At 72.9% G+C, this 21,827-nt stretch carries 13 protein-coding genes and 1 pseudogene; 8 read left to right on the top strand and 6 right to left on the bottom strand.

The window, feature by feature from the left end; translation table 11 throughout:
- Positions 1-2: 2 nt before the first annotated feature.
- Together OHA89_RS23000 and OHA89_RS22995 are read right to left on the bottom strand one after the other, a co-directional pair.
- Entirely contained in the window at positions 3-1,262 is a 1,260-nt protein-coding gene (locus OHA89_RS23000; RefSeq protein WP_266609551.1) for a serine/threonine-protein kinase, read from the bottom strand.
- A 160-nt stretch (positions 1,263-1,422) separates the two neighbouring features.
- Complete coding sequence (locus OHA89_RS22995; RefSeq protein WP_406366972.1) at positions 1,423-3,138, bottom strand: serine/threonine-protein kinase; 1,716 nt, start codon at positions 3,136-3,138, stop codon at positions 1,423-1,425.
- Positions 3,139-3,552: 414 nt separating this feature from the next.
- Here OHA89_RS22995 and OHA89_RS22990 point away from each other — a divergent pair.
- The 6 genes and pseudogenes from OHA89_RS22990 to OHA89_RS22965 form a co-directional block, all read left to right on the top strand.
- Positions 3,553-4,080, top strand: a pseudogene (locus OHA89_RS22990) (FHA domain-containing protein); the annotation flags it as partial.
- A gap of 613 nt (positions 4,081-4,693) precedes the next feature.
- Positions 4,694-6,511, top strand: a complete 1,818-nt coding sequence (locus OHA89_RS22985; protein ID WP_406366971.1) for an FtsK/SpoIIIE domain-containing protein — start codon at positions 4,694-4,696, stop codon at positions 6,509-6,511.
- 128 nt (positions 6,512-6,639) lie between these two features.
- Positions 6,640-8,001, top strand: a complete 1,362-nt coding sequence (locus OHA89_RS22980; protein ID WP_257556115.1) for an ABC transporter substrate-binding protein — start codon at positions 6,640-6,642, stop codon at positions 7,999-8,001.
- Between the two features lie 92 nt (positions 8,002-8,093).
- Positions 8,094-9,359, top strand: coding sequence for a carbohydrate ABC transporter permease (locus OHA89_RS22975; RefSeq protein WP_266612376.1), 1,266 nt, complete (start codon positions 8,094-8,096; stop codon positions 9,357-9,359).
- Positions 9,356-10,273, top strand: coding sequence for a carbohydrate ABC transporter permease (locus OHA89_RS22970; RefSeq protein WP_266609549.1), 918 nt, complete (start codon positions 9,356-9,358; stop codon positions 10,271-10,273). Before OHA89_RS22975 ends, OHA89_RS22970 begins: the two co-directional genes overlap by 4 nt.
- Positions 10,274-10,389: 116 nt before the next feature.
- Entirely contained in the window at positions 10,390-12,663 is a 2,274-nt protein-coding gene (locus tag OHA89_RS22965; RefSeq protein ID WP_406366970.1) for a CDP-glycerol glycerophosphotransferase family protein, read from the top strand.
- A 16-nt stretch (positions 12,664-12,679) separates the two neighbouring features.
- On the opposite strand, the gene OHA89_RS22960 is transcribed toward OHA89_RS22965, so the two are convergent.
- Positions 12,680-13,306, bottom strand: a complete 627-nt coding sequence (locus OHA89_RS22960) for a TetR/AcrR family transcriptional regulator (protein WP_257556112.1) — start codon at positions 13,304-13,306, stop codon at positions 12,680-12,682.
- Between the two features lie 147 nt (positions 13,307-13,453).
- On the opposite strand from OHA89_RS22960, the gene OHA89_RS22955 reads away from it, so the two are divergent.
- Both OHA89_RS22955 and OHA89_RS22950 read left to right on the top strand, forming a co-directional pair.
- Positions 13,454-14,353 (top strand): ABC transporter permease, encoded by a 900-nt coding sequence (locus tag OHA89_RS22955; RefSeq protein WP_406366969.1) that lies wholly within the window; start codon positions 13,454-13,456, stop codon positions 14,351-14,353.
- The gene (locus OHA89_RS22950; protein WP_406366968.1) at positions 14,346-15,128 is read left to right on the top strand and encodes an ABC transporter ATP-binding protein; all 783 of its coding nucleotides are present in this window, start codon (positions 14,346-14,348) and stop codon (positions 15,126-15,128) included. The genes OHA89_RS22955 and OHA89_RS22950 overlap by 8 nt, the downstream gene beginning before the upstream one ends.
- Before the next feature lie 71 nt (positions 15,129-15,199).
- Here the strand turns inward: OHA89_RS22950 and OHA89_RS22945 are convergent, their stop codons facing one another.
- From OHA89_RS22945 to OHA89_RS22935, 3 genes are all read right to left on the bottom strand, one after another.
- A complete protein-coding gene (locus tag OHA89_RS22945) occupies positions 15,200-20,167 on the bottom strand; it encodes an NAD-glutamate dehydrogenase (protein WP_266609546.1) in 4,968 nt (1,655 codons plus the stop codon).
- A 359-nt stretch (positions 20,168-20,526) separates the two neighbouring features.
- Entirely contained in the window at positions 20,527-21,195 is a 669-nt protein-coding gene (locus OHA89_RS22940; protein ID WP_406366967.1) for an HAD family hydrolase, read from the bottom strand.
- Positions 21,192-21,692 (bottom strand): DUF6912 family protein, encoded by a 501-nt coding sequence (locus OHA89_RS22935; RefSeq protein WP_406366966.1) that lies wholly within the window; start codon positions 21,690-21,692, stop codon positions 21,192-21,194. The genes OHA89_RS22940 and OHA89_RS22935 overlap by 4 nt, the downstream gene beginning before the upstream one ends.
- Positions 21,693-21,827 lie beyond the last annotated feature (135 nt).

Here is a 21,827-nt window from a genome sequence, read left to right as displayed (position 1 = left end):
TGCTACGGGGTGCGGGGGCCCGACTGTTTGCTGTCCTGCTGCGACGGCGCGGGGTCTTCGCCCGAGGCGGCGAGCCACGCGCCCAGGCCGGCCGCCGCGGCCAGCGCGACGGCCGCGGCCGACAGGGCGAGGCGCCGCTTGCGGGCGGCCTCCGCCCGGTGCCGCGCAGCGCCCGGCCGGTGCCCGCCGGCCGGCCGCGGGACCCGGGCCGTGCCCAGCGCCCCGCCCGCCAGCTCGTCCGGCCCCGGCACCCGCATCGAGGTGTGGGTGTCGCGGTTGGAGTCCGTCGAGGACCCCGGGACGAGGGGGACCACGCCCCGGCGGCGCACCGGATCGGCGGCGGCTGAGGCCGGTTCCTCCGAGGGCTCCGGATCCGGATCCGCGTCGTCCGGCTCGTCCACGTCCAGCGGCGGCATCCCGGCCAGCAGCGGCAGCAGGTCCCGCAGCCGGACGGACAGCTCCGAGGCGCGCAGCCGCGACGCCGGCGCCTTGGCCAGGCACTGCACGATCAGTTGCCACAGCTCGTCGGGGATCCCCGGGAGCGGGACGACCGTCTCGGTCACGTGCCGGCGCAGCACCGCGCCCGGATGCCCCCCGCCGAAGGGGGTGAATCCGGCCAGCAGCTCGTAGAGGACCGTCGCCAGGGCGTATATGTCCACCGCCGCCCGCGGGGGCAGCCCCTCGACGATCTCCGGAGCCAGGTAGTCCGGGGTGCCGATGATCCGCGTGGTCGGGGCCGAGGCCCGGCTCGCGGAGGCCCGCCGCGGGGTGTCGATCAGCTTGGCCACGCCGAAGTCGGTCAGCAGCGCCGGGTGGGAACCGCCCGGGCCGAGCGGGCCCTGCATGTCCAGCAGGACGTTCTCGGGCTTGACGTCGCGGTGGACGACCCCGGCCGCGTGCGCGGCCGCCAGCGCGTCCGCGACGTCCGCGACGATGGCCACGGCCGCCTCGGGGGCGAGCCTGCGCTCGCGGTCGAGGCGCGTGCGCAGGTCCGTACCGCGGACGAGGTCCATGACGAGGGCGAGGTCGTTGCCGTCGACGACGAGGTCGCGGACGGAGACGACGTGGGGATGCTCCAGGCCGAGCAGCGCGCTGCGCTCCTGGACGAACCGTCCGACCAGCTCCTGGTCGGACGCGAGGTCCTCGCGCAGCAGTTTGACGGCGACGGGCCCGTCAGGCCCCTCGCCCAGCCACACCGTGCCCGCGCTGCCGCGCCCCAGGATCTGGTGCGCGGTGTACCGGCTGCCGATCTTCCGTGCCACGACTGCTCCCTCAGCGGCTGGCGTACGTGCCAAAGCTACGCGGCCGGGTGGGCGTTGGAGGCCAGCAGGGGCCCGGATTCGCGGCGACCTTCACTTCTGCGGGCGAAATCACGTCCCAGAAGTCGACAAATCCACGAACTCGGCGCTACGGGGGTCCGATTCAGGGTTGGGTGGAGCCCGTGGCGTCCCCGACGGCGCCGATCCAGTCGGCGATGCCGGTGCCCCAGCTCCACACCTGGTCCCACCATCCCTTGCCGGTGCCGACCCACTCCTGGAGCGGGGTCAGCTCCCAGATCAGCCATCCGCCCACGAACAGCAGCAGGATCATGACCAGGCAGCCCTTGAGGCAGCCGAGGCCGGGGATCCGTACCGGGTTGGCGCTGCGGCGGCGCGGCTCGCGCGGGGCCTGCTGCCGGGGCGGCGGACCCTGCGGAGGCTGCTGCTGCGGCGGCTGCTGCTGCGGCTGCCGGTACTGGGGCTGCTGCGGGGGCTGCGGCTGCTGGTACGGCTGAGGCTGGTGCTGCTGCGGCTGGTAGTGCTGCGGAGGCGGCGGAGGCGCGTACTGCTGCTGCGGCTGGGGCTGTCGGTACTGCGGCTGCTGCTGGTACTGCTGCGGCGGAGGCTGCTGGGGCCGGTGCTGCGGCGGCGGGGGCGCCTGCCGCTGCGGGCGGCGGCGCAGCGGGTCGTCGCTCGGGTCGAGGTACTGGACCTGCGTCTGCTCGTTGCGGTCGCGGGCGGCCCGCATCTGCGTCTGCCACGGGTGCGGCTGGTCCGGCTGCTGTACGGGCGGCATCACCGAGGTCGGGTCGGCCCCGCCGGCCGCTCCGGCCGCGCCGACCGGCGGCATGACGCTGGTCATGGCGTTCGGGTCGTAGGCGCCCATGGGCGAACCGGCGCCCCCGGGCAGCACCTGGGTGGCGTCCGCGGCCCCCACGATCCCCGGTGTCTCCGGGACCGGAGCCGGCGAGGGGTCGGGCGCGAGCAGCGCGCCGACGCCGAGCGCGGCCTCCACCTCGGCGGCCGTGGAGTGCACGCCGATGCCGGCGGCGACCACGCGCAGTCCGCGGGCCAGGTTCTCGGCGCTGGGCCGCTCGTTCGGCTCCTTGCGCAGGCAGCGCTCGATGACGGTCCACAGCGGCTCGGGCACGCTCGCGGGGCGCTGCGGGTCCTCGCTGAGGTGGCGGTGGAGCACTTCGAGCGCCGTGCCGCCCGCGAACGGCGGCCGGCCGGTGAGCAGCTCGTAGAGCAGGATGCCGGCGCCGTAGATGTCGACGGCGGAGGTCTGCGGGCGGCCTTCGGCGGACTCGGGGGCCACGTAGGCCGGGGTGCCGACGAACTCGTGGGTGCGGGTCAGGCCCGGGGAGTCCGCGAGACGGGCGATGCCGAAGTCGGTGAGCATCGGCTTCATCTGTCCGTCGCGCTCGTCGAGCAGCACGTTGGCGGGCTTCAGGTCGCGGTGGACGACGCCGTCGGCGTGGCTGGCGGCGAGCGCGTCCGCGATCTGCGCGGTCAGCAGGCTCGCGGCGACGGGCGTGAAGGGGCCGTTCATGCGGAGGTACTTGTGCAGGTCCGGGCCGTCGATCAGGTCCATGACCAGCGCCAGCAGATCGCCCTCGACGACGAGGTCGCGGGTGCGCACGATGTTGGGGTGCGTCAGGCGCAGCAGGACGGAGCGCTCCCGCAGGAAGCGCATGACGATGTCCGCGTCCTGGGCCAGCTCCTCCTTGAGGACCTTGATGGCCACGGTCTCGCCGGGCTGCCCGGCGACGGCCGCCTCGGCCCCCGCGGTCTCACGCTGGCGGGCACGCCAGACGGTGCCCGTGGCGCCGCGCCCGAGCGGCTCCTCGAGCAGGTACTTGCTGCCGACTGGCCGCACGTCTCGCGCTCCCCTGCTGTCGTCTTCTGTCGTCCGGATTTTCCGACCCACTCTAGGGGGTGTCCCCATGAAGGACGTCGGGCGCCGGAGGTTGGTTGCCGCACATATGTACGAAGGGTGATGTTTGCGGGGTATGCCGGAGGCGATTTTCCCCTGCTTGCTGTCCGATCCGAGTGAGGTCCGCGCCATGCCGCGACCGATCAAGATCAATTGTCGCCGGGTGCCGGGCGTGTTGTCGGCGACAGGTGCGAGGATGCACCCATACGGAACGGCACGGGCGGGAGCCGCGCCTTCCGGCAGACCTGACCGGACGACGCGTCCGTGCCGGGCGGGGGGCGGTCGGGCAGCCGTGTGCCGACGTTCCCCTGCCGGGCGCACGCACCGCGCACCGCGCAGAAGGGACCGCTGACGGCGATGCAGATCCGGCTGACCGTCCTTGGGTCGCGCAGCGGCCACCAGCCCTCGACCGCCCCCGTGAGCTGTGACGTGCTCGTCACCGCGCCCGCCGGTACCGCGCTGGCCGCGGTCGCCTCCGGGCTCGCGGCGACCGTCGGCGGACCCGACACCGGGGGCGCCGTGATCCTCTACGCCGGAGCGGAGCGGCTCGACCTCCAGCGGCGGGTGCTCGGCGAACCGCCGCTGGTGGACGGGGCGGTGGTGGCCCTGCACGGCCCGGTCCCGGACGTCCTGCCCGAGGAGAGCCTGGGCGCGCCCCAGCTGCACGTGGTGGCCGGGCCCGACGCGGGCGGGGTGCACCTGCTGCACAGCGGGCAGATCAAGGTGGGCCGCTCCGCCGACGCCGACGTCCCGCTGGACGACCCCGACGTGTCCCGGCTGCACTGCGCGGTGACCGTGATGCGGGACGGGCGGGCGGCGGTGGCCGACCTGGACTCGACGAACGGCACCACGCTGGACGGCTCCCCGGTGGGACCGCAGCCGGTGGCCCTGCCGCCGGGCGCGCTGCTGCGGGTGGGCGAGTCCACCCTGCGGCTGGCCCCCGCGGCCGCCCCTCCCCTGCCGGTGACCCCGGACCTGGAGGGCCACCTCGCCCTCGGGGGCCGCGGCTCCGCCGCTTCCACCGCCATACCGGCCCCGCCCCCGGGACCCCGCCCCGCCCTGCCCGGCGCGGGCTGGACCGGCACCCCGGCTCGGCGCCGGACCCCTACGCCGGCGACTCCTCCGGCGGAGAACCCGCGGCCGCACCGGCGGAGCCAGCCGCACCGGAGCCCGCCGCCGCGAGCGCACCCGGCGAACAGGCCGCCGGCCGCCGCAAGGGGCTCGGCGCCTGGGCCCGCAAGTGGGTGCGGGGCGAGGAGGCCGCCGAGGCCCCGGCCGGGCCGGCGGCCGTGGCCACCGCCGCGGTACCCGGCCCCGGCGACCCGGCCGCGCTGCTGCTGGCCGCGCTGGGACCCACCGAGCGGCTGTGGTCCCGTACGCCCGGACACCACGGGGTACTGGACGTGGGGCTCGGAGCCGGCAGCCGGGTGCCGCTGCGCACCGTCGGAGCCCTCGGCATCGCCGGCCCGCGCCCCGGCTGGCGGGGGTGGCCCGCTGTGTGGTCGCGCAGCTGGCGGCGCTGCACGCGCCGGCGCAGCTGGAGATCGTGCTCGTCTCCACCGACCGGGCGCGCGCCCTCGCCGAGCGGCGCCGCGACTGGGGCTGGCTCGGCTGGCTGCCCCACGTACGGCCCGCGCACGGCCAGGACTGCCGGCTGCTCCTCGCGTACGACCGCGACCAGGCGGCCGCCCGTACCGGTGAGCTGACCCGGCGCCTGGACGACAGTCCGCTCGGTACGCACTGGGCCGCCGCCGATCCCGAGCGGGTGCGGCAGGCCGCCGACGCCTACGAAGGCCCGTACACCCTCCTCGTGCTGGACGGCGATCCCGGCGCCGGTGCGCTGCGCGACATCACCGGGCGGCTCGCCTCCCACGGCCCGGCCGCCGGGATCCACGTGCTGGCGCTGGCCGAGGCACCGCCCGCCACGCCCGCCTCCCCGGTCGCCGAGACGTACGAGGCCGCCTGCGCGAGCACCCCGGCCTTCCGGGACTGCGGCGCGGTCTCCCTGCTCAGCGGGGACGTGGCCACGACCGTACGGACCTTCGCGGTCAGCGGCGGCAGGCCGGCCCCGAGCGGCGAGACGGCCACCGCCGACGCCGTGTCCGCGGCCTGGGCCGAGCGGTTCGCCCGGGCGCTGGCACCGCTGCGCGCCGACGGCGCGGGCACCGCCGAGCCTTACCGGCCGGCCGCCGCCACCCTGCCCGCCACCGCCCGGCTGCTGGACGAGCTGGGGCTGGCGCGGGCCACCCCGGCCTCCCTGATGGCCCGTTGGGCCGCCGCCACCGAGCAGGGGCAGGGGGTCGGCGGCCTGGCCGAGCTGGTGCTGGGCAGCGGGCGGCGCGGCCCCGTCGGCACCGAGCTGGTCCACGACGGCCCGCACCTGCTCATCGAGGGACCGGCCGGCAGCGGGCGGACCGAGCTGCTGCGCTCGGTGGCCGCCTCGCTGTCGGCGGGCGCCCGGCCCGACCGGCTCGGGCTGGTCCTGCTCGACGGGGCGGGCGGCGAGCGCGGCGACGGGCTGCTGCCCTGCACCGAGCTCCCGCACGTCTCGGCCCATCTGGTCGCCTCGGATCCGCTGCGGATGCGGGAGTTCGCCCAGGCGCTGGGCGCGGAGCTCAAGCGCCGTGCCGAGTTGCTGGACGGGACGCCGTTCGCCGAGTGGCACGGACGGCGCGAGCTCTCCGACCGGATGGTCTCGCCCCGCCAGCCCACGGAGGGCGAGCTGAGCGGCGACCTCGAACCCCAGCGTTCGGGCACGCTGCGGCTCCGTGCCTCGCTGTCGGCCCGTACCGACCCGGTCGGGCCCAGTCCGCTGCCCCGCCTGGTGGTGCTGGTGGACGACTTCGACGCGCTGGTCGCGCCGGGGCTCGGCAGCACGGGCCGCCCCGCCGCCGGTTCGGTGGTCCGGGCGCTGGAGGCGGTGGCCCGCGAGGGCGCCCGGCTCGGGGTGCACCTGGTGGCCACCAGCGCCCGCCCGGACCGTACGGCCGACACCGTCCTGGCCCGGCTGTCGACCCTGCGCGTGGAGCTCGACGCCCCCGACCAGCCGGGCCCCGGCCGCGGCCGGCTCCGCTACCCGGACGGCCGGACGGTCCCCTTCCAGGCGGGCCGGGTCACCGGCCGGATCCCCAGGACGGCGACCCAGCGGCCCACCGTGGTGCCGGTGGAGTGGGAGCGGATGGGCGACCCGCCGGCCCGCCGCCCGGTGCGCGAGCTGGGCAACGGGCCGACCGACCTCGCGCTGCTGGCCAGCGCCCTGGACCGGGCCTCGCACCTGGTCTCGGCGATACCCGTGCTCTTCCCGCCCGCGCCGTAGGGCCGCTCCGGCCCGCGCGCGCCCCACCCCGGCGCCACCCCTGCCACCCCGACGCGGTATTGCGGGGGCGCGCGGGTCGGCGTAGACCTTGTGGTCCGGGACACACCACGGGCATCGGGGGCACAGCCATGCGCAGGCACGGATCGAGCCGTACGACACTCAGCTGGGCGGCACTGGCCGCGGCGGGCGCGCTCACGCTCGGCGCGTGCGGCGGGGGCGAAGGCGAGAAGGAGAAGCCGGCCCCGGGCGGTGCGGTTCAGACCCCGGGGGTGGCGTTACCCCAGCTGAACGGCGAGAAGCTGGAGGTCGCCGCGGTCTGGACGGGACCGGAGCAGGAGAACTTCACCAAGGTCCTCAAGGAGTTCGAGAAGCGGACCGGGGCTTCCGTCACCTTCGTACCGGCCCAGGACCCGATCGTCACCTTCCTCGGTTCGAAGATCGCGGGCGGGGCGCCGCCGGACGTGGCGCTGCTCCCGCAGGTCGGCGCGCTGGTCTCGGCTGTGCAGAACAAGTGGGCGCAGCCGGTGGGCCCGGAGGCCCAGGCGCAGCTCGACAAGAACTACTCGGCGGGATGGAAGACGCTCGGTGCCGTTGACGGCACCCAGTACGGCGTCTACTACAAGGCCGCCAACAAGTCGCTGATCTGGTACAACGCGAAGGCCTTCGAGGCGGCGGGCGTCAAACCCCCGGCGACCTGGAAGGAGCTGCTGACCGCGGCCGACACCCTGTCCGCCTCCGGCACCCCGGCGGTGTCCGTGGCCGGTGCGGACGGCTGGACCCTCACCGACTGGTTCGAGAACGTCTACCTCTCCCAGGCCGGTCCGGTGAAGTACGACCAGCTGGCCAAGCACCAGATCAAGTGGACGGACGACAGCGTCAAGCAGGCCCTGACCACGCTGGGCGAGCTGTTCGGCCGCAAGGACTTCCTGGCGGGCGGGCCGAGCGGGGCCCTGTCCACCGAGTTCCCGAAGTCGGTGACCCAGACCTTCACCGGCGGCGACCGTCCGGCGGCCGCGATGGTCTACGAGGGCGACTTCGTGGCGGTGAACATCGCGCAGACCGAGGCGAAGGTGGGCGAGGACGCGCTCGTCTTCCCGTTCCCGGCCGTCGGCGCCAAGGCACCGGTGGTCTCGGGCGGTGACGTGGCGGTGGCGCTGAAGCCCTCGAAGGGCGCGCAGGCGCTGCTGACCTTCCTGGCCTCGGCGGACGCGGCCGCCATCCAGGCCCGCGAGGGCGGTTTCATCTCCCCGAACAAGGCGGTCGACCTGGCCGCGTACCCCAATGACATCCAGCGCAACATCGCCAAGGCGCTGATCGCGGCGGGCGACGACTTCCGCTTCGACATGTCCGACCAGGCTCCGGCGGCCTTCGGCGGGACCCCGGGCGCGGGCGAGTGGAAGGCGCTCCAGGACTTCCTGGCGAACCCGTCGGACGTGGCGGGCACCCAGGCGAAACTGGAGGCGGACGCGGCCAAGGCCTACGGGAACTGATCCCGGTGACGGCCAAGGTCACCACCCCGGCCGCCGCCCCGGCCGCCACCGCGGGCAGGACCGCCCGCTCGGCCGAGGCCAGGCGCCGCCGCCTGATCGCGGCGGCGTTCCTCCTGCCGGCCCTCGTGCTGCTCGGCGCGCTCGTCGTGCACCCGATCGGCTACTCGGTCTACCGCAGCTTCTTCGACCGCCCCGGGACCGGCTTCGTCGGCGGGGACAACTACCGGGAGATCCTGAGCGACAAGACCATCCGCACCGCCCTGACGAACACGGCGCTGTGGGTGGTGCTCGCCCCGACCACGGCCACCGCCCTCGGCCTGATCTTCGCGGTGCTCACCGAACGGGTGCGCTGGGGAACGGCGTTCAAGCTGCTGGTGTTCATGCCGATGGCGATCTCGATGCTGGCGGCGGGCATCATCTTCCGCCTCGTCTACGACCACGACCCCGACCGGGGCGTCGCCAACGCGGTCTGGGTCGGGGTCCACGACACCTTCGCGGAGTCCTCGGCCTTCCCCAAGGCCCGCCCGGGCCGGGACTCCCCGCTGACGGACGCAGGCGGCGGCGCCTTCGTGACCCGTGATCCCGTCCGGGCGGGCACCCCCGTGCTGCTGCCGCTGGTCGGCGTGGCCCCGGAGGCCCTGCCGGAGGGCACCCGTACGGCCAGGGCGGCGGCCGCCGAGCCCGGGAAGGTCACCGGGACGGCCTGGCAGGACTTCACCCGTGGCGGGGGCGGCCGTACGAACGCGGTCGACCCGGCCGAGCAGGCCTTCGCCGGGATGCGGATCGAGGCGGTCAAGGACGGCCGGGTGGTCGATACGGCGACGGCCCGCGCCGACGGCACCTTCACGCTGTCCGCGAAGGCCGACGGGGCCCGGCTGCGGCTGCCGGCGGCGAACTTCCGCGAGGCGTACTCGGGGGTCCAGTGGCTGGGCCCGACCCTCGTCACCCCGGCGGTCATCGGGGCGTACGTATGGATGTGGGCCGGTTTCGCGATGGTGCTGATCGGGGCCGGGCTGGCCGCCGTACCGCGGGAGCTGCTGGAGGCGGCGCGGGTGGACGGGGCGAACGAGTGGCAGGTGTTCCGCCGGATCACCGTCCCGCTGCTCGCTCCCGTCCTGGCGGTCGTGCTCGTCACCCTCGTCATCAACGTGATGAAGATCTTCGACCTGGTCTTCGTGATCGCGCCGGGGGCGGTGCAGGACGACGCGAACGTGCTCGCGCTCCAGCTGTACCGGACCTCCTTCGGCACGGACGCCCATCCGGGCCTGGGCAGCGCCATCGCCGTGCTGCTGCTGGTACTGGTGGTCCCGGTGATGCTGGTGAACATCCGTCGGCTGCGGAAGGAGGGGTCCCGATGAGCGCTCCGGTGAACGCCCGGGTGAGCGCCCCGGCGAAGGCCCCGAAGAGCACCCCGGCGGCTCCCGGTGCGCGCGGCGGCCGGCTGGCGGCCCGCGTGGCGGGCGGAGCGGTGCGGGTGTTCCTGGTCGCGGCCGCGCTCTTCTGGCTGCTGCCCACCCTCGGTCTGCTGATCTCCTCCTTCCTCTCCCCCACCGACCTGAACAAGGGCGGCTGGTGGCAGATGCTGACGGCGCCCTCGAGGCTGACCTCCGGCAACTACGAGCGGCTGCTGGCGAACGACACGATCACCGGCTCGCTGCTGAACACCGTCGCGATCGCGGTCCCGACGACCCTGCTCGTCCTGGTGCTGGGCTCCTTCGCCGGTTACGCCTTCGCCTGGCTGGAGTTCCCCGGGCGGGACTGGCTCTTCCTGGTCGTCGTCGGGCTGCTGGTGGTCCCGGTCCAGGTGGCGCTGATCCCGGTCTCCGAACTCTTCGGTGCCATCGGGCTGTTCGAGACCACCGCGGGCGTGGTGCTCTTCCACACCGCCTTCGGGCTGCCGTTCGCCGTGTTCCTGCTGCGGAACTTCTTCGCGGAGATCCCGCGCGAGCTGCTGGAGGCGGCCCGTCTGGACGGGGCGGGCGAACTGCGGCTGTTCACCCGGGTGGTGCTGCCGCTGGGCGGCCCGGCGATCGCCTCGCTCGGCATCTTCCAGTTCCTGTGGGTGTGGAACGACATGCTGGTGGCGCTGGTCTTCGCGGACTCCGCCAACCCGCCGGTGACGGTGGCACTCCAGCAGCAGGTGCGGCAGTTCGGGAACAACATCGACGTGCTGGCGCCCGGCGCGTTCCTGTCGATGGTGGTTCCGCTCGTCGTCTTCTTCGCCTTCCAGCGGCAGTTCGTCTCGGGGGTGATGGCGGGGGCGATCAAGTAGGCGGTCAAGCAGGCGATCAGGCAGGAGGGGTCGGTTGACGTGCGGCGTTGACGCTGCGTAACCCGATTGCCGCACGCTGCGTAACCCGATCGCCGTGCCGGGGGTTCCTGAGAAATATGCCCGCGCCGACCCCTGGATGTGCCGTGCCCCGGTTCAGCGTCATCGTGCCCGCGTACAAGGTCCAGGCGTACCTCCAGGAGAGTCTGGACTCGGTCCTGACGCAGTCGTACCCGGATCTGGAACTGATCGCGGTCGACGACGCCTCCCCGGACGCCTGCGGCTCGATCATCGACGAGTACGCGGCCCGGGACCCTCGCGTGACCGCCGTGCACCTAGCGCACAACCTGGGGCTGGGCCCGGCCCGCAACGCGGGCCTGGCCCGGGCCACCGGCGACTACCTGGTCTTCCTCGACGGTGACGACACCCTGGCCCCCGGCGCCCTCCAGGCCATCACCGACCGGCTGAAGGCCACCGGCTCACCCGACGTCCTGGTCTACGACTACGCGCGCACCTTCTGGACCGGCGAGCTCGTGCGCAACCGCCTCTCGCACCGGCTCTCCGAGGAGGGCCCTGCCAGCTTCCGCCTCGCCGACCGGCCGGCCCTGCTCGGCATGCTGATGGTGGTGTGGAACAAGGCGTACCGCCGCGAGTACGTGGAGCGCGAGGGCTTCGAGTTCCCGCCCGGCTTCTACGAGGACACCCCCTGGACCTACCCGGCGCTGCTGGCCGCGGAGTCCGTCGCCGTCCTGGACCGGGTCTGCGTCCACTACCGCCAGCGCCGCACCGGCTCGATCCTGACCACCTCCAGCCACCGCCACCTCGACATCTTCGAGCAGTACGACCGCGTCTTCGGCTATCTCGCAGGCCGCCCCGAGCTGGAGCGCTGGCGCCCCGCCGTGCACCGGCGGATGGCCGAGCACTTCTGCGCCCTGTACGCCGACCCGCGCCGCCTCCCGCGCGGGAGCCGGGCCGAGTTCTTCAGCCGGGCCTCCGCCCTGCTGCGCCGCTACCGGGCCCCGGGGGCACGGCCGTTGTCCCTCTCCCGGACCGACCGGATCCGCCACCTCCTGATGCGGCTGGGGGTCCGGCGCACGTACCGGCTGCTGTCGGCGCTGCGTTCGTGCGGGCTGTCGACGGGCCGCGGCGCCTCCGCCCTGGGCCGGGGGCTGCGCGAAACGGCCCTCCGCCTCCACTACCGCGTCCAGCGCCTGCTGCCGCTGCGCCCGGAGTTCGCGGTCTTCTCCGCGTACTGGCACGGCGGTTACGCCTGCAACCCGGCGGCGATCGAGGCGAAGCTGCGGGAGCTCGCGCCCCGGATGCGCACGGCCTGGATCTGCGACCCCGCGCACGCGGCGACCCTCCCCAGGGAGACGAAGGCGCTGCGCCCGGGCTCGGCGGCGTACTGGACGGCCCTGGCCAGGGCCTCGTACCTGGTCACGAACGTCAACTTCGAGCGCACCCTGGTCAAGCGCCCGGGCCAGATCGTGGTCCAGACCCAGCACGGGACCCCGCTCAAGCGGGTCGGGCTCGACCTCCAGGACCGCCCGGCGGCCACCCCGACCACGGATTTCGCGGGCCTGCTGCGCGGCGCCGACCAGTGGGACTACCTGCTCTCCGCGAACCGGCACTCCACCCTGGTCTGGGAGAAGGCGATCCCGTCCTCGTACACGACGCTGGAGTACGGCTACCCGCGCAACGACGTCTTCCACCGGGCCACCCAGGCGGACGTCCTCGAACTCCGCGAACGCCTGGGCATCCCGGCGGGCTCGACGGCGATCCTGTACGCGCCGACGCACCGCGACTACCGGCGCAGTCGGCCGGACCACCTGGACTTCGAGCGGGTCCTGCGCGACCTGGGCCCGCGCTTCACCATCCTCACCCGCACCCACCTCACGTACGCGGACGCGCCGTCACCGGTGGAGGCCCACTCCCGCCTCCTGGACGTCTCCTCCCACCCTTCGGTGGAGGAACTCTGCCTGGCCTCGGACGCGTTGGTGACGGACTACTCGTCCCTGATGTTCGACTACGCGGCGCTGGACCGGCCGATCGTGATCCACGCGGACGACTGGGAGGCGTACGAGGCGGCCCGGGGCACCTACTTCGACCTGCGCTCGTGCCCGCCGGGCGCGATCGCCCGGACCGAGGACGAACTGGTGGACATCTTCGCCACGGGCCACTGGCAGGGCTCGCGCTCGGCGCAGCTCCGGGCGTCGTTCCGCGCGCGCTTCTGCTCGTACGACGACGGCCACGCGGCGGAGCGCGTGGTGCGCCGGATCTTCCTGGGCCAGTCCACCCCGATCCCGGCGATCACCCCCCTGCAAGACCGCCGCCCCACCCCCGCGGCCCCGGCTCCGACCCCGGAACCGACCCTGACCCCCGCCTGGCCGTAGCCGCCTGGGCGGGCCCTCAGGCAGGGCCCGAGCCCGCCTTCAGGCCCGCCACCACCTGGTGCGCCAGGGTGTTCAGGTGGGCGGACGTCACCGCGTCCCGGACGACCACCTGGCGCCAGTAGAGCGGGCCGATCAGCAGGTCCAGGGCGTGGTCCGGGCTGATGTCCGCCGGGAGTTCACCGCGGGCGACCGCGTCCGAGACGATCCCCTCGGCCATCCGCCGCTGCCCGTCCAGCAGCGCGCCGCGCACCGCGTCCGCGATCTCCGGGTTGCGGGCCGCCTCGACCAGCAGGTCGGGGATCACCGCCGAGGCCACCGGGTGCCGCAGTACGTGCGACATGACCTCCAGCAGGGCCCGTACGTCTCCGTACAGCGAGCCCGTCGCCGGCACCGGCAGGCCGTCCACCGCGAAGGCGCCGACCAGGTCCAGCACCAGGTGCAGCTTCGACTTCCACCGCCGGTAGACCGCGGTCTTCCCGACGCCCGCCCGGCGCGCGATGCCCTCGATGGACATCCGGGAGAAGCCGACCGCGGCCAGCTCCTCCACCACCGCCTCCCTGATCGCCTCGGTCACGTCCTCACGCAGGACGGCGGCCCCGGCGGGGGCACGGCGGGCTGGGGTGGCGGCAGGGTCGGTGGTCATGCACAGAGCATAGCGGCGCACGCCAGCACCCAGCCGTCACGACGATACGGTTGCGTTCCGACGCGCAAGGTCCTAACCTCGCCGTAGCGACGATACGGACCCGTCCCATCGGCTACGACGCCCTGACCCCCGTCGAAAGCGACCTCTGTGACCACCGCGACCGCACCCCCGACCGCCCCGCCGACCCCGGCGGAACTGGCGGCCGCCCACGGCCTGACCCTCAGCGGCGCCCGCCCCTCCCTCCCCCGCTACATCGCGGAGCTCTGGGACCGGCGCCACTTCGTGACGGCGTACGCCACCGCCCGCATGCAGGCCACGTACAGCACGGCGAAGCTCGGCCAGGTCTGGCACCTGGTGACCCCGCTGCTCAACGCGGCGGTCTACTACTTCATCTTCGGCCTCGTCATGCGGGCCAGCCACAACGTGCCCGACTACGTGCCGTTCCTGATCACCGGCGTCTTCGTCTGGGACTTCATCGGCAGCTCCATCAACGCCGGCACCCGTGCCGTCCACAGCAACCTCGGCCTGGTCCGCGCCCTGCACTTCCCCCGCGCGAGCCTGCCCCTCTCCACCGTCATCCAGCTCTTCCAGCAGCTGCTCGTCACCATGGGCGCCCTGGTCATCCTGCTGCTCGCCTTCGGCCAGACGCCGAGCCTCTCCTGGTTCCTGGCCGTCCCGACGCTGCTGCTGACGGCCGTCTTCGCGGCCGGCTGCGCCATGGTCATGGCCCGCATCGGCAGCAAGAGCCCCGACGTCAGCCAGCTGATGCCGTTCGTCCTGCGCACCTGGATGTACTCCTCGGGCGTCATGTGGTCCATCGACCAGATGCTCAAGACCGACCAGCTGCCGCACTGGGTGTCGATGCTGCTCAAGCTCAACCCGGCGGCCGTCTACATCGACCTGATGCGCTTCTCCCTGATCGACAGCTTCACGGCGCACTCGCTCCCGCAGCACGTGTGGCCGATCGCCATCGGCTGGGCCCTGCTCGCCGGGGTCGGCGGATTCGTCTACTTCTGGAAGGCCGAGGAGGAGTACGGCCGTGGCTGACACTTCGACCACTTCGACGAAGACCCCCACCGTGATCGCCGACGAGGTCCACGTCGTCTACAAGGTCCACGGAGGCGGCCGCAAGGGCGGCGCCACCGCCGCCCTCAGCCGGATCTTCTCCCGCAAGCCCGCCCCCGGCATCCGCGAGGTCCACGCCGTCAGGGGCGTCAGCTTCACCGCGTACAAGGGCGAGGCCATCGGCCTCATCGGCTCCAACGGCTCGGGCAAGTCCACGCTGCTCAAAGCCATCGCCGGCCTCCAGCCGGTGGCCCGGGGCGCGGTCTACTCGCACGGCCAGCCGTCCCTGCTCGGCGTGAACGCCGCACTGATGAACGACCTGACCGGCGAGCGCAACGTCGTACTCGGCGGCCTCGCCATGGGCATGAGCCGCGAGCAGATCAAGGAGCGCTACCAGGACATCGTCGACTTCTCCGGCATCAACGAGAAGGGCGACTTCATCTCCCTGCCCATGCGCACGTACTCCTCCGGCATGGGCGCCCGGCTCCGGTTCTCCATCGCCGCCGCCAAGGACCACGACGTCCTGATGATCGACGAGGCCCTGGCCACCGGCGACGCCGCCTTCCAGCGGCGCAGCCAGGACCGCATCGAGGAACTCCGCGAACGCGCCGGCACCGTGTTCCTCGTCAGCCACGGCATCAACACGGTCCGCGAGACCTGCGACCGCGCGATCTGGCTTGAAGCGGGCGTCCTGCGCATGGACGGCTCCGCGTCGGAGGTCTGCGACGCGTACGAGGCCTTCTCCTCGGGCCGCTGAGGAACGGAAACGGGCCGGGCCCGGGACCTTGTGGTCCCGGGCCCGGCCCGTTCCGGTATTCCCCGGCCCGATCAGGTGTGCGCGCGCAGCAGCGAGCGCATCGTCCGCATCGCCACCGACAGGTTCGCCAGGTCGAAGTCGTCCGAGCCGCGGATCTCGTCCAGGGTCGTCCGGGCCCGGCCGATGATCGCCGCGTTCTTCTCCTCCCAGGCCTTGAAGCGCTCCTCGGGAGTCGAACTGCCGTTGCCCACCGACAGCACGTCGGCGGTCAGGGCCCCGTGCGCCGCGAACAGGTCCTCGCGGATGGAGGCGCGGGCCATCGACTGCCAGCGGTCGGACCGCGGCAGCTCGATGATCCGGTCCATCAGCTGGGTGATGTCCAGGCGGTCGGCGAGGTCGTAGTAGACCTCGGCGACGTCCAGCGGGGCCACCCCGGTGCGGTCCGCGATCGCGACGACGTCGAGCGTCGGGAAGGCGGAGGAGAAGCCGGCCACCTTGGCCGCCAGTTCCTCCGGCACGCCCTCGCCGATCAGCTCGTCCATGATCGACTGGTACCACTCGAGGTCGGCGCCGCGCACCAGCTTCGGCAGCTCGGCCCAGACGTGCGCGACCCGCTCCGCGAAGAAGTCGATGGTCTCGGTGATCTGGAGCGGCTGCGGCCGGTTGTTCAGCAGCCAGCGCGTACCGCGCTCGACCAGGCGCCGCGAGTGCAGCCGGATCCGGGTCTGGACACTGGCCGCGACCTTGTTGTCGAGGGCCTCGACGTCGTCCCACACCTCGGCCAGGCCGAAGATCTCGCGGGCCGCGAGCTGCGCCCGGACGATCTCCTCCGTGGAGGCTCCGGTCTCCTCGCGCAGGCGGTGCAGGAAGGTCGAACCACCCGTGTTGACGGTGTCGTTGACCAGCAGCGTGGTGGTGATCTCCCGGCGCAGCGCGTGCCCGTCGACCTGCTCGGGGAACTTCTCCCGCAGGGCGGCCGGGAAGTACGCGAAGAGCAGGCGGCGCAGGTACGGGTCGTCCGGCAGCTCGGTGTGGATGAGCTCGGCCGCCACCGTGATCTTGGTGTAGGCGAACAGGACGGCCAGCTCCGGCTGGGTCAGGCCCCTGCCGTTGCTCAGCAGTTCACGGATCTGCCGGTCGGTGGGCAGGAACTCCAGCTCCCGGTTGAGCAGCCCTTCGCGCTCCAGGCGGCGCATGAAGCGCTGCTGCGCGTGGAGCAGGCTGGGGGCCTGCGCCGCGCCGTTGGCGAGGGCGGTGTTCTGCGCGTAGTTGTTGCGCAGCACCAGCGAGCCGACCTCGTCGGTCATCTCGGCGAGCAGCTTGTTGCGCTGCTTGACGGTCATGTCGCCGTCCGCGACGACCGCGTTGAGCAGGATCTTGATGTTCACCTCGTGGTCGGAGGTGTCCACGCCGGCGCTGTTGTCGATGGCGTCGGTGTTGATCTTGCCGCCCTGGCCGTCCGCGCCGGTCCGGGCGAACTCGATGCGGCCGAGCTGGGTCAGACCCAGGTTGCCGCCCTCGCCGATGACCTTGGCCCGTACGTCGGATCCGTTGACGCGGATGGCGTCGTTGGCCTTGTCGCCGACGTCCGCGTGCGTCTCGGACGTGGCCTTGACGTAGGTACCGATGCCGCCGTTCCACACCAGGTCCACGGGGGCCCTGAGGATCGCCTGCATCAGCTCGGCCGGGGTCATCTTGGTGACGCCCGCCTCGATGCCCAGGGCCTCGCGGACCTGCGCGGTGACCGGGACGGCCTTCGCGGAACGCGGGTGGATGCCACCGCCCGCCGAGATCAGCGAGGTGTCGTAGTCGGCCCACGAGGAGCGCGGCAGCTCGAACAGGCGCCGGCGCTCGGCGTACGAGGTGGCCGCGTCCGGGTTCGGGTCGAGGAAGATGTGCCGGTGGTCGAAGGCCGCGACCAGGCGGATGTGCTCGGAGAGCAGCATGCCGTTGCCGAAGACGTCGCCGGACATGTCGCCGACGCCGACGACGGTGAAGTCCTGGGTCTGGCTGTCGTGGCCGAGCTCGCGGAAGTGCCGCTTGACGGACTCCCACGCGCCGCGGGCGGTGATGCCCATGCCCTTGTGGTCGTAACCGGCCGAGCCGCCCGAGGCGAAGGCGTCACCGAGCCAGAAGTTGTACTTGAGGGCGACCTCGTTGGCGATGTCGGAGAACGTCGCGGTGCCCTTGTCGGCGGCGACGACGAGGTACGCGTCGTCCTCGTCGTGGCGCACCACGTCCTCCGGCGGCACGACCTCGCCCGCGACCAGGTTGTCGGTGATGTCGAGCAGCGCCGAGATGAAGGTGCGGTAGCAGGCGATGCCCTCGGCGAGCCAGGCGTCACGGTCCACGGAGGGGTCCGGGAGCTGCTTGGCGACGAAGCCGCCCTTGGCGCCGACCGGCACGATCACGGTGTTCTTGACCATCTGCGCCTTGACCAGGCCGAGGATCTCCGTACGGAAGTCCTCACGCCGGTCGGACCAGCGCAGGCCGCCGCGCGCGACCTTGCCGAAGCGCAGGTGCACGCCCTCGACCCGCGGCGAGTACACCCAGATCTCGTACGCCGGGCGGGGCGCCGGCAGGTCGGGGATGGCCTGCGGGTCGAACTTCATCGACACGTAGTCGTGCCACTCGAAGCCCTTCGCCTCCTGGAAGAAGTTGGTGCGAAGGGTGGCCTTGATGAGGGTGAGGAAGGCCCGCAGGATCCGGTCCTCGTCGAGCGAGGCGACCTGGTCCAGGGCCCCGTCCAGCTCCTCCAGCATGGCGTCCACGAGCTCGCTGCCGGCGGCCTGGCGGCTGGGAGACAGCCGCGCCTCGAAGAGGGAGACCAGCAGCCGGGTGGTGTGGACGTTGTTGCGGAGGGTGTCCTCCATGTAGTCCTGGCTGAAGGTGGAGCCCGCCTGGCGCAGGTACTTGGCGTACGCGCGCAGGACGACGGCCTGCCGCCAGTCCAGCCCGGCGCTCAGCACCAGGGTGTTGAAGTTGTCGTTCTCCGCCTGGCCGGTCCAGACGGCCGTGAAGGCCTCCTGGAAGCGCTCGCGGGCGTCGTCCCCGAGGTACGCGTCGCCGTTCGCGCCGACGGCCGGCATCCGCAGGCCGAAGTCGTAGATCCAGGCGCTGACCCGGTCGGAGCGGCGCAGTTCGTACGGGCGCTCGTCGGTGACCTCGACGCCCAGGCGCTGGAGCACGGGCAGGACCGCGGAGAGCGAGACCTGCTCACCCGTGCGGTAGATCTTGAACCGGCGCTCGCCGGGGCCCGCGCCGACGGGCTCGTACAGCGAGAGCGCGAACGGGCGGTCGCTGGCTGAGAGCCGCTCCAGGTGGCAGAGGTCGGCGACGGCCGCGCGCGGCGAGTGGTCGGCCTTGTAGCCCTCGGGGAAGGACGTGCCGTACTTGCGCAGCAGCTCGGCGGCGCGCTCCTCGCCGAGTTCGGCGACCAGGGCCTCGGAGAAGCCGTCGGCCCAGGAGCGGGCGGCCTCGACGAGGCGGCCCTCGATGCGCTCGACGTCGGTGTCGGTGAGGACCGGCAGGTCCTTGCCCTGCGGGACGCGGACGACGAAGTGGATGCGGGAGAGGATCGACTCGGTGTTCCAGGCGGTGAAGTCGACGCTGATGCCGTCGAGCTCCTCCTTGAGGATGTCCATCAGGCGCAGCCGCACGCCGGTGGTGAAGCGGTCGCGCGGCAGGTAGACCAGCGCGGAGTAGTAGCGCCCGTACTCGTCCTGGCGCAGGTACAGCCGCAGCCGGCGGCGCTCCTGGAGGTACAGGACGGAGGTGACGATCTCGCGGAGCTTGTCGACCGGGGTCTGGAACAGCTCGTCGCGCGGGTAGGTCTCGAGGATCTGCGTCAGGTCGCGGCCGTCGTGGCTGGACGGCGCGAAGCCGGCGGCTTCGAGGACCTCGGAGACCTTGCGGCGGATCACCGGGACGCGGCGCACGGACTCGGTGTACGCGGCGGAGGAGAACAGGCCGAGGAAGCGGCGCTCGCCGACGACGTTGCCCTCGGCGTCGAACTTCTTGACGCCCACGTAGTCGAGGTACGAGGGACGGTGCACGGTGGAGCGGCTGTTGGCCTTGGTCAGCACCAGCAGACGGTGCTCGCGGGCCTTGGCGCGGGCGTCGGCGGGCAGCCGGTTGAAGGACGGCGAGACGGGGTGGCCGTCGTCCTTGCCGCTGTGGTGCGGGTCGGAGCGCAGGATGCCGAGGCCGGTGCCGGGGATGGCCGAGAGGGCGTCGCCGTCGACGAGGTTGTACTCGCGGTAGCCGAGGAAGGTGAAGTGGTCGTCGGCGAGCCAGCGCAGCAGCTCGCGGGCCTCTTCGAGCTCGTACTCGCGCAGGTCCGGGGCGGTGGGCTCGTCGGGCAGGCCGTCGGCGATGCGCAGCGCCGCGTCGCGCATCTTCTCCCAGTCCTCGACGGACTCGCGTACGTCGGACAGGACGCGCAGCAGGTCGCCGGTGATCTGCTTGAGGTCGGCCCGGTCGGTCTCGCGGTCGATCTCGACGTGGATCCAGGACTCGACGAGGGAGTCGTGGGGGCGCGCGGTCTTGGGGCCGTGCGCGTCGCAGTCGGGGCCGAGGATCTCGATCAGCTTGCCGGTGACGTCACGGCGGACGACGACCTGCGGGTGGATCACGACGTGGATGCCGCGGCCCTGGCGGGACAGCTCGTTGGTGACGGAGTCCACGAGGAAGGGCATGTCGTCGGTGACGACCTCGACGACGGAGTGGCTGGAGGTCCAGCCGTTCTCCTCGACGGTCGGCGTGTTCACGCGCACGTTCGCGGTGCCCTGCGGCCGCTTCTCCGCGAGCCGGTAGTGCGAGAGCGCTGCCCCGAACACGTCGACCGGGTCCCGGTCCAACAGGTCCTCGGGGGCGGTGTGCAGGTAGTAGCGCTGGAGGTAGGCGAGCACCGTGTCCTGATCTGGACGCTCCCCCTGCTCGGACCCAGTCGGAAGTAGCCCCCCGGCCGGGCTGTTCTCAGCTACCCGGGCCGCCCGCGCGAGCAGCTCGGCCTTTGCTTCGTCCAGCTTGGTCTGCATGTCCTCTGGCTCCTGTCGCGCGCCATTGCGTGACGTAGGTGAAGGAAGGAATGGCATAGCTCCGCGAGGCGGGATGTCCGTTCGGGATCGGCGCTACGCCGTCGAGAGAGCCGACCGGGAGGGAATGAGCCATAGGCGCCACGTCCCGGCAGCGGGGACCAGCGAGGGCCCGGGCACGGTGGTGCCTCGGGCGCAGGCCGGAGGCTTCGGTGCCCCCGATGACTATCGCGCTGATCACGGGTACCAGGCTATCTCCACCCACCCCACACACGTCATGGATGTGTACAAAACTTGAGGTTTAACTTTGACGTTCTGGACAGCGACGGGACGGCAACGGGGGCGAGGCGGCGGAGCAGTCGCTATTCGGCCAGTTCACGAGCTGTAAGGACGGCCTCCGCCAGGGTGTCGACGACGGGCACACCGGCCGATTCCAGACTGCTGCGGCTGTGCGAACCGCCCGTGTAGAGGACGGCCCGGGCACCGACGTGGGCCGCGGCGAGCGCGTCGTCCACGGCGTCTCCGATGAGGACCGTACGCTCGGCCGTCACGCCCGTCCCGTCCAGGGCGGCCATGTGCCGTACGAGGTGACCCGCCTTGCTGGTGTGGGATGGCCCCGTCCGACCGTCGACGCGCAGGAAGTGCCCGTCGATGCCGTGGAAGCGGACCAGCGGTACGAGCTTGTCGTGGGGCGCGAGGGAAAGCAGGGACTGCGTGAGCCCGGCGCGCTGCCAGTCCTGGAGCAGCTCGCGGGCGCCCTCGGCGAGCCCGGCGTCCTCGGCGGCGGCCCAGTAGTGCCGGTGGAAGGTGTCGTCCATGACCAGCCACTCGTCCTCGGTGGGCAGCCGCCCCATGAGGCGCTCGTAGAACTTGGGCACCGGTACGACGTACAGGTCGCGGTAGGTCTCGAGGGAGATCGGCGCGAAACCGAGCTCCGCGAAGGAGGCGTTGGTCGCGGCTATGACGGCGTCGATGTCGTGCAGCAGCGTCCCGTTCCAGTCCCAGACGATGTGGGTGCTCCGGCCGGTCACTTCAGCAGCCCCGGAATCTCCTGCACCCCGAACCACAGCAGCTCGTGGTCCTCGGCGCCGTCCACGGTGAACTGCGCGTCGCCGTCCCCGCCGTCGGCGGCCTCGACGGCCCGCGCGGCGGCGGACACGTCCGCCTCGGCGTCGTCGGCGTCGACGTGCACGGCGGCGGCCACGGCGAGCCGTACGGCGTCGGCGAGGGCGACCTGGCCGAGGGTGGCCTCGTCCACGCCGGGGGTGGCGGTGGCGGCCTTGTCGGCGACGTCCAGGGCCACGACGACGCGCCTGGGCGGCGCGGCCGGGTCGGCGGCGATCAGCCGGAGCGAGGCGGCCGCGGCGCGGCTCAGGGCCGCGTACTCCAGCTCCTCGATGTCGTCCGACACGTACCACTCGCGCAGCCCGGGGGTGACGGCGTACGCACGCAGCGGGCCGGGGCCCAGCTCACCCGCCTGGTGCGCCTCGGCGAGCCCGGGGAGGGTCAGGGGGACGTACACGCGCATGGCCGGCTGCTTTCGGTAGTCGGAAACGCCCCCAGGATACGACTGCGCTCCTTCCCGACGCAGCCCTCGCACCGCTCGGCCCCGGCGGGCCTCCCGGGCTTCGGGCCGCTGCGCCGAACTCCGTCCGGCGGCGGG

It is taken from the genome of Streptomyces sp. NBC_01546 (genome assembly GCF_045208355.1).
Taxonomy (GTDB): Bacteria; Actinomycetota; Actinomycetes; order Streptomycetales; family Streptomycetaceae; genus Streptomyces.
The sequence above is the reverse complement of the archived record's forward strand: the minus strand, read 5'-3'. Positions and strand labels throughout refer to the sequence as shown.

What these genes read in the sequence shown, in the direction of transcription:
- OHA89_RS22980 (WP_257556115.1), top strand. Translation starts at nt 6,640, where the DNA reads ATGCGCAGGCACGGATCGAGCCGTACGACACTCAGCTGGGCGGCACTG.
- OHA89_RS22970 (WP_266609549.1), top strand. Translation starts at nt 9,356, where the DNA reads ATGAGCGCTCCGGTGAACGCCCGGGTGAGCGCCCCGGCGAAGGCCCCG.
- OHA89_RS22965 (WP_406366970.1), top strand. Translation starts at nt 10,390, where the DNA reads ATGCCCGCGCCGACCCCTGGATGTGCCGTGCCCCGGTTCAGCGTCATC.
- OHA89_RS22960 (WP_257556112.1), bottom strand. Translation starts at nt 13,306, where the DNA reads ATGACCACCGACCCTGCCGCCACCCCAGCCCGCCGTGCCCCCGCCGGG.
- OHA89_RS22945 (WP_266609546.1), bottom strand. Translation starts at nt 20,167, where the DNA reads ATGCAGACCAAGCTGGACGAAGCAAAGGCCGAGCTGCTCGCGCGGGCG.
- OHA89_RS22935 (WP_406366966.1), bottom strand. Translation starts at nt 21,692, where the DNA reads ATGCGCGTGTACGTCCCCCTGACCCTCCCCGGGCTCGCCGAGGCGCAC.